At 60.1% G+C, this 10,505-nt stretch carries 8 protein-coding genes and 1 tRNA gene; 4 read left to right on the top strand and 5 right to left on the bottom strand.

Features of this window, described 5'->3' with window-relative positions; translation table 11 throughout:
- Together IRZ31_RS05985 and IRZ31_RS05980 are read left to right on the top strand one after the other, a co-directional pair.
- Positions 1-220 (top strand): mersacidin/lichenicidin family type 2 lantibiotic (locus tag IRZ31_RS05985; protein WP_297150963.1); only part of this gene is annotated, 220 nt, incomplete at its 5' end.
- Positions 221-787: 567 nt separating this feature from the next.
- The gene (locus IRZ31_RS05980; RefSeq protein ID WP_297150961.1) at positions 788-4,132 is read left to right on the top strand and encodes a type 2 lanthipeptide synthetase LanM family protein; all 3,345 of its coding nucleotides are present in this window, start codon (positions 788-790) and stop codon (positions 4,130-4,132) included.
- A gap of 133 nt (positions 4,133-4,265) precedes the next feature.
- On the opposite strand, the gene IRZ31_RS21350 is transcribed toward IRZ31_RS05980, so the two are convergent.
- Positions 4,266-4,355, bottom strand: a complete 90-nt coding sequence (locus tag IRZ31_RS21350) for an HNH endonuclease signature motif containing protein (protein WP_363325639.1) — start codon at positions 4,353-4,355, stop codon at positions 4,266-4,268.
- Positions 4,356-4,982: 627 nt separating this feature from the next.
- Here IRZ31_RS21350 and IRZ31_RS05975 point away from each other — a divergent pair.
- Both IRZ31_RS05975 and IRZ31_RS05970 read left to right on the top strand, forming a co-directional pair.
- Positions 4,983-5,204 carry a hypothetical protein gene (locus tag IRZ31_RS05975; protein ID WP_297150958.1) on the top strand — a complete coding sequence of 74 codons (222 nt, stop codon included), beginning with the start codon at positions 4,983-4,985 and terminating at the stop codon, positions 5,202-5,204.
- A 103-nt stretch (positions 5,205-5,307) separates the two neighbouring features.
- A complete protein-coding gene (locus tag IRZ31_RS05970) occupies positions 5,308-6,435 on the top strand; it encodes a putative sulfate exporter family transporter (protein ID WP_297150955.1) in 1,128 nt (375 codons plus the stop codon).
- A 205-nt stretch (positions 6,436-6,640) separates the two neighbouring features.
- Here the strand turns inward: IRZ31_RS05970 and IRZ31_RS05965 are convergent.
- The 4 genes from IRZ31_RS05965 to ftsY form a co-directional block, all read right to left on the bottom strand.
- Positions 6,641-6,722, bottom strand: a tRNA-Leu gene (locus IRZ31_RS05965).
- Between the two features lie 174 nt (positions 6,723-6,896).
- A complete protein-coding gene (locus tag IRZ31_RS05960) occupies positions 6,897-7,856 on the bottom strand; it encodes an acetyl-CoA carboxylase carboxyltransferase subunit alpha (RefSeq protein ID WP_297150952.1) in 960 nt (319 codons plus the stop codon).
- Positions 7,840-8,823, bottom strand: a complete 984-nt coding sequence (accD, locus tag IRZ31_RS05955; RefSeq protein WP_297150949.1) for an acetyl-CoA carboxylase, carboxyltransferase subunit beta — start codon at positions 8,821-8,823, stop codon at positions 7,840-7,842. Before accD ends, IRZ31_RS05960 begins: the two co-directional genes overlap by 17 nt.
- An 83-nt stretch (positions 8,824-8,906) precedes the next feature.
- Positions 8,907-9,929: a signal recognition particle-docking protein FtsY gene (gene ftsY / locus IRZ31_RS05950; RefSeq protein WP_297150946.1), complete on the bottom strand. Its 1,023-nt coding sequence runs from the start codon at positions 9,927-9,929 to the stop codon at positions 8,907-8,909.
- Between the last annotated feature and the right edge of the window lie 576 nt (positions 9,930-10,505).

Below are 10,505 nucleotides of genomic sequence, written 5' to 3'. Positions count from 1 at the left end.
AGATGAAGCCTATCGCCAGAGCCTCAGCGAGGAGGAGCTCAGCCTGCTGCCTGAGAGCCCCATCGGTGAGGTCGAGCTGACTGATGCAGATCTGGAGGCCGTCCAGGGCGGTCACGGCAACACCGACGAGTGCAATAACACGGTTGCCGTGCTCTGTCTGCAGTCCCTGGCTGTGCTCCTCGGCCTCTGCAATACCAACGCCGCCGGCGGCTGTCTCTAGCAGTCGTCGCCCCACGCCAGGGGTCTCGGTATGGCCTGATCAGGATACACAGAGGGTTGGGATGCCTGACTCCGTCCCGACCCTCTGTTCGCGCCAGTTAAGGCTGCTCTGACAAGACAGGCTCAGCCTGCTGGCGCTCGTTCACCTATCCAGTATTCAGGATAGATAGTAGAGTAGACGAGCAGGCGCCTGCTGAACTCTTACACCAGGGAATCTCTTCCACAGTCCTCTGCCTGTCAGCGCTTGCTCCAAGCCGGGTCGAACCTCCGAGAATGATCAATGATCGAGTCCGCTGTTGCATGCTTCGCACGTTGCAAGTCAGTTGCGATCAGCTACCACTGCGCTCTTTACCTTCCAGCGGTTGCCAGTCTTTTCGCACCGCTCACCTCTGTTCTTCCATGTTGACAAGCCACCTGAGCAGCAGACACCGACTGCTGCCACAATCCATCGGTAACTACCGAGCAATGAAGAAGAAAGAAAGGAGATGCAGCGCAGCACCAGGATTCCTAGCGCCGGCTAAGGCGAAGGGATGGCTTGTCCTGGCGCTGCATCCCAGCGCGTGATTCCATGAGCGAGACAACGAGCGAGACTATCACCGCTTCCGTTTCCTATCTGCAGGGTCGCTGGCAAGAGGCCGACTGGTACCGCGCTTTGACGTTGAACGAGCGCCTGGCCTTGTTGCGCACGGCCCCCTTTCCGCCTACCCTGGATTCGCTTGAGGCAGAGGCTCTGGCGCGGGCCCAGCAGCGTCTGCAGCGTTGGAAAGAGCTACCGGCCTTGAGCGAGGAAGAGGGTCGCTTTGCTACCCGCCTGGCACTGGATAGCCTGGACGAGGAGGAGCTACTGCTCCTGCTGGGTGAACCCGCCGAGGCCCTGCGCGCACGCTGCCCTACTCCTCCCGCCTGGCTGCTAGCTCTCAGTGAGGCTTTCTCTTCCGTTGCTGGCCCAAGCGGCAACGGGGAAGAGGCCGAGACAGTTTGGTCCTCTCCTCTGTCGGGCCTGGAGGAAGGAAGCCACACGCGTTCGTTCCTCCATCCCTTTCTGCCCTTGATCAGGCGCGCCAGACGAAAGCTGGCCGCTGGCCTGCGGGAGCTGACTCGGCGCTCTCTTTCTTCCTCGTTCGATGCTGAGAGGGTCCTTGATTTGCTGGCTCGCAATATCCCCGGCCTATTGCTGCCTTCGATCTCGCGCGCTATTGTCTTGGAGCTTCATGTAGCGCGGGTTCAGGGCCGCTTGCAAGGAACCACTTCGGAGGAGCGCTTTCAGTATTTCCTGGAGCAGCTGAGCAAGCGTGAGGCAACTCTCGATTTTCTGCAGGAGTACGTGGTTCTGGCCCGGTTGGTAACGGAGACGCTTGAGCGCTGGGTCTGCCGCTCGCTGGAGCTGCTGGAACGCCTCACCGACGACTGGCCGCTGATCTGCTCCACTTTCCTCACCAATGGCGAGGCCGGTTCGCTGTGCGAGATTCACCAGGGCGCCGGCGACCTGCATCGCAACGGGCAGAGTGTGATCTTGCTGCGCTGGGACACCGGTTTCCGCCTGGTTTATAAACCGCGCTCGCTGGCTATCGACCGCCATTTTCAGGAGCTGCTCGCCTGGATGAATGAACGAGGCTTCAGCCCACCTCTGCGCACGCTGACAGTCCTTGATCGGGGACACTATGGTTGGGTCGAGTTTGTCCAGGCTCGCCACTGCTCTTCTCGTGAGGAGATCGAGCGCTTCTATCTGCGCCAGGGCGCCTACCTGGCCTTGCTCTACGCACTGGAGGCCTCGGACTTTCATGCGGAGAACATTATCGCCTCCGGCGAGTATCCGATGCTGATCGATCTGGAGACGCTCTTCTTACCCCAGATTAATCCCGAGGTGTTGCAGGCTCAGGGCGCGCCCGGCCTGGAGGCCATCGGCCATTCGGTGTTGCGCGTGGGCTTGTTGCCACAACGCCTCTGGTCAAACCAGGAGGGTGAGGGGATCGATATGAGCGGCCTCGGCGGCCAGCCCGGCCAGCTCTCACCGCGCCCTGTTCCTACCTGGAAAGGCACAGGCACCGATGAGATGCGCCTGACCAACGAACGCGTCGAGCTGCCCGTGAAGGAGAATCGCCCGCGCCTCAATGACCAGGATATCAATGTTCTGGATTACAGCCAGTGCATCATCGAGGGCTTTACTCGCGCCTACCGCCTCCTCATGGCCCAGCGCTCGGAGCTGCTGGAGACCTATCTTCCGCGCTTTGCCGACGCTGAGGTTCGCTGCGTGCTCCGCCCAACACGGATTTATACGCAGCTGCTGATCGATAGTTTGCATCCCAATGTGCTGCGCGATGCCCTGGATCGCGATCGCCTCTTTGACCGGCTGTGGGCTACGACAGAGCGCCTTCCGTATCTGGTGCCGCTGATCCCCGCTGAGCGGCGTGACTTGTGGCGTGGGGATGTTCCAGTCTTTACTACGACAGCGGCTTCAACCGATCTCTTTACGTCAGAGGGCGAACGCCTGTCTGCTTTCTTCAGCGAGCCTGGTCTGGAAGTGGTGCGCCGACGCCTGGCCGAGCTGAGCGAGCTGGACCTGGAGAAGCAGCTGTGGATTATTCGCGCTTCCTTCACAAGCATGATCGACGCAACCACTCCCCAGAGCTATACACGCCTGGAGCTGCATCCCGCTCGCACTTCTCCAACCCTGGAGCGGCTGCTGGCCGCTGCCTCGGCGATCGGTAACCGCCTGCGTCAGTTTGCTCTCTACCAGGGGGAGTATGTCGGCTGGCTAGGCGTGACACCGGTGAACGACCGCGAGTGGCACTTGCTGCCCGCCGATGGCGATCTCTACAATGGGCTGGCTGGCATCACACTCTTTCTGGCCTATCTGGGCCACCTGACAGGCGAGCAACGCCATACCGAGCTGGCCCGGATGGCCCTGCACACGATCCAGCAGCAGATTATGCGCCGCAAGTACTTTCCCCGCGCTTACGGAATCGGCGCCTTCAACGGCCTCGGCTCTTTGATCTACCTCTTCTGCCACCTGGGCGCTCTCTGGCGCGAGCCTGCTCTCTATCGTCAAGCAGAGGAACTGGTTCCCCCGCTCCTGGCTAAGATTGAGCAGGATCAGGTCTATGATGTAATCGGCGGAGCCGCAGGCGCTATCGCAGCGCTGCTCTGCCTGCAGGATGTTTCTCCTTCGTCCGAGACCCTGGCAGCAGCAATTCGCTGCGGCGAGCATCTGCTCGCCCACGCTCAACCTCAAGCACAGAGCGGCTGCGGTTGGCCAACGACGCGTCAACCGGTCGCGCTGGCTGGCTTTGCTCACGGGAACGCGGGGATCGCCTTGTACCTGATGCAGCTGGCTCAGGTCAGCGGAGAGACACGCTTTGCCGAGATGGCCCGTGCAGCACTGGCCTATGAGCGCACGCTTTTCTCACCCTCACGCCAGAACTGGCTGGATCTGCGCCAGCGTCCACCTTCTTCAAGTGCCAGCCAGCCCGCGAGGGAGAACTATATGGTGGCCTGGTGTCATGGCGCCCCCGGGATCGCTCTGTCGCGCCTGGCCCTGCTCTCGCTGCTCGATGACCAGGAGCTGACAGAGGAGATCAAAGCCGGTTTGCGTACGACCTTGACCCAGGGTTTTGGCCTGAACCATTCCCTCTGTCATGGGGACCTGGGCAATCTGGATATCTTGATCACCGCCGCCCGCCTGCTACCCGGCGAGACCTTCGCTGAACACATCCCACGCATCGCCGCGGCCTTGCTAGAGAACATGGAGCATCAGGGCTGGGTCTGTGGTGTACCGTTCGGGGTGGAAACACCCGGACTGATGACAGGACTGGCGGGGACCGGCTTTGCACTCTTGCGCCTCGCCGCTCCTGAGCGTGTCCCCTCGGTGCTGCTGCTCGCTCCTCCAGCATTGCGCCCCACAACAACATCGTGAGAGGAGCAGGCTGAGCCACAAGGGAGCGTGTTCAGCACTGTTTGCTGGCTCCAGGATCACGGGGAGCAGTCCGACCGCACGTCTGACTGCTCCTCGTCGGCTCAAAGGATCTCTCCCTCTTCACCTTCGTGGCCTAGAGATGATCTCGTTTCCTGGCGTTGCATTTCCGGCAGAGTAATTGCAAATTCTCCACACTGGTCGCCCCACCCTTGCTAAACGGGATGACCAGAAAGAGAAGTTTCTTGCTCGCGTGTCTGTGTCTGGTCAGGTGAGAGGCAGAAGAGGGCTATCAGCTGACACAGGAGCGCTTCGATTTCATCTGCAGTAGGGCTAATCCAGACAGAAAAGCAATCCTGGACCTCTCTGAAGAACTGTTTTCTGCTGAAAAGGAACGGTCGCACTACTCTCAGCCGGAGAAATCAGCGTGCTTCACCGCTAGCATCGAAGGGAGCAGCCACACTGGCTGCTCCCCACAACGCACGGCAGGCGCTGAGCAGCGCCTTTGCGCCGCCAGGAATCACGCACCAGGCTCATCGCTTTCCCCTCCCCTAGTATAGAGCGAGACCCCAAGAGCAGCGTTCACCTTTCGTTCTTTGCTCGCTCTCTCTACCGGCAAACCAGCTTTCTCGTCTGGGCCTTGACAGCGAGGCTGTTGCTATGGCACACTTTCATTACAAAATTAATCAACAATGTCAACTTTAGAGTCACCAGACTCGGCAGTGCTGTGTCTACCAGAAAGGACCCCCAGGCGCAGGAAGAGCCAGCTTTCTACGCCAGCGAGCGCGGAGCACCTTTCGTCACTCTATGCGCACTATGAGTCTGGGAAGAGAGAAGGAGGAAAGAAACGATCATGGCCACAGAGGAAAACCAGCCGCTGTCGACCAACGACATTGACCAGCCAGCAGAAGAGGCAGCTTCTAGTGGGATCGGCCAGGGTCCAGTTGCAAGCGCGAGTGGCAGCGTCGCTGTCCGTCCCTGGTACCGTCTGCTGAACGAAGACTGGTGGGCCCTCATCCTGGGTCTGGTTCTGATCATTCTGATCGTCACCCGTATTTTGCATTCCATTCCATAACCGGCTGAGTAGACGTCAGTTCGTCCGGTTGGCCGAATCTTTATCAAGGCATTAGTGAGCTGGACCGTAGACATGGCCAAGGAAAGGAGAGGAGGAGCGACACGTGAGCACAAGCACCTCAGTTATTTCTGCATCCAGCGAGCGCAGACCGGGAGCATCGTGGGTCACCTTGCTCGGCTCCCTGCTGATCGTCTTCGTCCTGAGCGTAGCCGTGTGGTGGCTGACCAAGGTTCTCCCCACCTTCTTTAGCGGCACCGTCCGACGCACACTCAGCAGCATCGAATTTCCCGTGTACGCCATTGCCCTGGGCCTGCTGGCCAACGGCCTTCTGACGCTCCTTGGCTGGCGTGAGCGGCTGGCCGCAGCCTTTCGCACTGAGCTATTTCTCAAAACGGGCGTCATTCTCCTCGGAGCTGGCCTGAATCTCTTTGATCTCCTCAAAATTGGTATAGGGGGTATCATTCAGGCCGTCCTGCTGATCACCTCGGTCTTCCTGACCGCCTGGTTCCTCGGCGGGGCCTTCAAGCTGGAGCGCCATCTGCGCGCCCTGATCGCGGCCTCCGTTTCGATCTGCGGCGTCAGCGCGGCCATTGCCGCCGCCGCAGCAGTGCAGGCCAGGCGCGAGCAACTGGGGTATGTCGCCAGCCTGGTGATTGTCTTCTCGCTGCCGCTGATTTTCCTGCAGCCTCTCATTGCTCAGTGGCTGCACCTCAGTCAAGCAGTAGCAGGGGCCTGGATTGGAGGCAACATCGATACTACCGCCGCCGTTACGGCCAGCGGTGCCATCGCCGGGCAGGTAGCCCTGCAATATGCCACCGTCGTCAAGCTCTCGCAGAACGCACTCATCGGCCTGATCGCCTTCCTGCTCACCCTGTACTGGATCACGCGCGTCGAGCAGGACAGCGGGCGCGAGCGACCGCGCTGGAGCGAGATCTTCACCCGCTTCCCCAAGTTCGTCATTGGCTTCATTCTGGCCTCGCTCGTTATGACGGTTCTAATCAACCTACATCTTCTGCAGTCCAGTCAGGCGATCATCAACGATCTCAACGCGCTGCGGACCTGGTTCTTCACCCTGGCCTTCGTGAGCATCGGCCTGGGCTTCCGGCTAGAGGGCTTTAGAGAGGCCGGGCTACGCCCAGTGCTGGTCTACGGCCTGGCCACCCTTTTTAATACACTCTTCGCCTTGTTACTCGCCTCGCTCATCTTCGGAGTCTTTGCTTTCCATAGCTAGCCCGTTTTCAGCCAGCGGCAGCGGGCAGGGGAGATGGCCAGCCGCCCTCCTTCGGCCTTCAGCCCTGCCCTATCCCGGCAGCGCGAGTTAAGGCGGTAAGGCACAGGATCAGGGCAGCCAGCTCTCAAGGAAAGCAAAAGCAGAGGGCGGAACGACACTCTTCATAGAGAATGCCATTCCGCCCTCTTCCTCTATGGTATGGAGGTGCCGGTGGTGAGACTCGAACTCACAACCCTTTACGGGACCTGTTTTTGAGACAGGCGCGTATACCATTCCGCCACACCGGCTCTGGAGCCAGGAGCAATGTGCCAAACAGCTACTCAGACTCAGAAAAGCTGCCAGGCTGACAGCAAGCATACCTGCCCTTCGCTCTGGCAGCTTCCAGTATACAAAAGTCTGCGACTGACGTCAAGCCCCGGGTGAGCGAGCAGAAAACCGTGCGCTCCAGGCCCTTCTTGTACTCACGAGGCAAAACCAAATGGTCCGACCGCGCGATACTTCTCGTAGCGCATCTGCACCAGGCGATCAACTGGAATCTGCTTCAGTTCCTGCAAATGGTGGACGAGGGCCGCCTTGAGATTCTCCGCCGCCAGCCGATGGTTATGGTGAGCACCGCCCAGGGGCTCAGGCACCAGCTCATCGATCAGCCCCAAAGCGTACAGCTCGCGCGCGCTGATGCGCATGGCCTCTGCCGCCTGGGGGGCATAGACCTTATCGCGCCAGATAATCGAGGCGGCGGCCTCCGGAGCAGCCACCGTATAAATACTATATTCCAGCATCAGCAAGCGGTCAGCCACGCTGATGGCCAGAGCGCCGCCGCTTCCTCCCTCACCAATTACCGCCGCAATGATGGGTACGCGCAGGCGAGCCATCGCATAGAGGCTGGCCGCAATAGCGCTGCCCTGACCCCGCTCCTCATCCTCCAGGCCAGGGAAGGCCCCCTGAGTATCGACCAGGCAGATGACCGGATAGCCGAATTTCTCGGCCTGCTCCATGAGGCGAATGGCCTTATGGTAGCCCTCTGGGTGAGGCATGCCGTTGTTATGATACATCTTCTCGCGCATGCCGCGCCCCTTCTCGTGGCCGATGATCATCACTGGTTCCCCGTTGAAGAGGGCCGGGCCGCCGATGATGGCGTGATCATCGCCCACGCGGCGATCGCCATGCAGCTCGAAGAACTCCTCGCACATCAGGTGGATGAAATCAGCGGTATAGGGGCGATCCTTGTGGCGCGCCACCTGAACCGTCTGCCAGGCAGTCAGACCGCGATAGATCTCCTCCGTGCGGCGGCGCAGCTCGCGCTCGTACTCCTGCAACTGGACATGCTCCTCCGGGCGGAGGCGCTCCCCCTTACGCTGCAGGGAGGCAATGCGCTTTTCTAGCTCCGCCAGGGGCTTCTCAAACTCAAGATCGTAGACCATCCTGACCTCCTCCAACCTCGGCCCGCGACGGCGATGGCTGGCGAGACAAGAGTGTTGCCGCCTCGACCGACGACTGCGCAGCGGGGGCAGACCGCTGTTCCCGCTCAGCCTCCGGAACCTTATAGAGGCGCAGCAGGCGGGCCAGTGTGGCGCGCAACTCGCGCCGATGGACCACAGCATCGATCATCCCATGCTGGAGCACAAACTCGGAATTGACCGTTCCCTCGGGCAACTTCACATGCATAAATTGCTCGATGACGCGCGGACCGGCAAAGGCGATCAAAGCCCCCGGCTCGGCCAGGATCACATCACCAAGCATGGCAAAGCTGGCAGTGACGCCACCCGTAGTCGGATCAGTAATCAAGCTGAAATAGGGAATGCGGGCCTCACTCAGGCGCGCCAGAGCGGCGACCGTCTTGGCCATCTGCAGCAGTGAATAGAAACCCTCCTGCATGCGCGCTCCACCAGAGGTCGAGACCACCAGCACCGGCCAGCGGCGCTCCAGGCCCAGCTCGATAGCGCGCGTCACCTTCTCACCCACCACCGAGCCCATGCTCCCGCCGATAAAGCGGAAATCCATCACCGCTAGCGAGAGCGGTAGCCCCTCAATCGTGCCATAGCCACGGATCGCCGCCTCATTGAGGCCGACCTTTGCCCGCTCTTCTTGCAGCTTTTCCGTATAGGACTGGGAACGGCTCACAAAGTTCAGAGGATCAACCGAGACCATCGCTGCGTCCAGCTCCACAAAACTGCCGGGATCAAGCAGGAGGCTGACCCGCTCATGGGCGGTCAAGCGGAAGTGATAGTTGCAGCGCGAGCAGACCTTTAAATTCTTCTCCCAGTCTCGGCTATAGAGGATCTCCTTACATTTGGGGCATTTAACCATCAAATTATCGGGAGCAACCCCCGGTCCTGAAGACCGCTCAGGCTGCGGCCCACCGGAAGAGCCCGCCGCTTCCTTCGCCATAACAGTACCCTCTTATGTTTGTGACGTTGCGATGCGTCGTTGATGTTGCCCTTATCTGTAGCAGCAGCAGTTGTTTGACTTCGCTATTCATCCTGGGCCAGAAGTGCTTCTACGAAGCTCTCTGGATCAAAGGGCATCAAATCGGTGACCTTCTCGCCGGTACCGAGGAACTTGATAGGCACGCCCAGGTCGTCGGCCACAGCAAAGGCAAAGCCGCCCTTGGCCGTACTATCCATCTTGGTAATGATGACGCCAGTTAGGCCAACATCTTCAGCGAACTTTCGGGCCTGCAACAGCGCATTCTGGCCCGTGGTCGCATCGATCACAATGAGCAGCTCCTGGGGCCCCTCGGGCAGGAACTTCTGCACCACCTTCCCGATCTTCTTCAGCTCCTCCATCAGATTGAACTTCGTGTGTAAGCGTCCGGCAGTATCAACCAGCAAGACATCATGGCCCCGGGAGAGGCCAGCCTGAATGGCATCATAGACCACCGCCCCGGGATCAGAACCGGGGTTCTGGCTGATGACTGGCACATCGATGCGCTCACCCCAGGTTTTTAGCTGCTCGATCGCTCCAGCGCGGAAAGTATCGGCAGCCGCCAGGATGACGCGATGGCCCTCTTGCTTGAGACGGTAGGCGAGTTTGGCCACCGTAGTGGTCTTACCCGAGCCATTGACCCCGATGATGAGCATGACCGTTAGCGGCGCCTGAGTGGCAAAGCGCAATGGCGCCGCTTTGCCGAGCAGGGCCAGCAGTTCTTCGCGCAGGGCACGCCGCACTTGCGAGGTTGTACGCAAGTGCTCCTGCTCAGCCCGCTCGCGCAGACGCTCAAGCAGCCAGGTTGTGGTGCTGGCTCCTACATCGGCCTCGATGAGGGACTCCTCAAGCTCATCCCAGAAGGTGTCAGTCAGCGGCTCGTCTTGCCGGAAACTCTCCTGCACCCGCCCGAAGAGCCGGCGCGTACGACTCAGGCTGGCCTTGAGAAAGCTCAGCCGCTGTTCGAACGCCGAGTCCGCTCCCTTCCGCTCCTGCCCCGCAACGTTTTCTTCTTGCCTGGCAGCTCCTTCTTCCTCTTTTGGTTTACGACCAAAAAATCTATTAAGCACCGTGATTTCGACTCCTTCAGGCGATCAGAGACTTCAGCTCAATCGTTCGCCAACAGCGCGCTGCGCTCTCCTTCCACATCTGCCCTACCATCTCGGAAAAGCAGGCGTTGACTGCCCATGATCGGGCGCAAAGGCAGACGACAAGAAGGGGCCAGACCAGCAGACTGACAGGTCTCACTCGCCCCCTGCCGGTCCCAGCCATCAGCTTTCATTGTAGACGATTCCCGCCTGAGAAGTAAAGGGAGGTCCAGCTCACGTGCGTTCACCGGGCTGCGAGAAAGGCAACAAGCAATTGAAGAGAGCAGCAGGCAGGGACAGTAGCGGCGCTCGCACTCGACATGCGCCATCTCAACTGACAGACCTTGCCAAAGCTGAAAGCAAGCCCTGCGTGGCACGGGAGAGAGCCAAGAGCTGGGGGATTAGCCGGGCAGGAAGCGGCGGGCGAAGAGAGCGAATGTGGCGAACTTGTAAGTGAGGGCCTGCTCACCTGGGACGGAGCCGTGCGGCAGGTGAGAACGCCCTCGCTTTACAAGTGCGCGCTGAATCTGAAAAGGCATCAGGCAGAGCAAGAGCACC

Origin of the sequence: Thermogemmatispora sp. (assembly GCF_019683635.1) — a bacterium.
Taxonomy (GTDB): domain Bacteria; phylum Chloroflexota; class Ktedonobacteria; order Ktedonobacterales; family Ktedonobacteraceae; genus Thermogemmatispora.
The sequence above is the reverse complement of the archived record's forward strand: the minus strand, read 5'-3'. Positions and strand labels throughout refer to the sequence as shown.

What these genes read in the sequence shown, in the direction of transcription:
- IRZ31_RS05980 (WP_297150961.1), top strand. Translation starts at nt 788, where the DNA reads ATGAGCGAGACAACGAGCGAGACTATCACCGCTTCCGTTTCCTATCTG.
- IRZ31_RS05975 (WP_297150958.1), top strand. Translation starts at nt 4,983, where the DNA reads ATGGCCACAGAGGAAAACCAGCCGCTGTCGACCAACGACATTGACCAG.
- IRZ31_RS05960 (WP_297150952.1), bottom strand. Translation starts at nt 7,856, where the DNA reads ATGGTCTACGATCTTGAGTTTGAGAAGCCCCTGGCGGAGCTAGAAAAG.
- accD (WP_297150949.1), bottom strand. Translation starts at nt 8,823, where the DNA reads ATGGCGAAGGAAGCGGCGGGCTCTTCCGGTGGGCCGCAGCCTGAGCGG.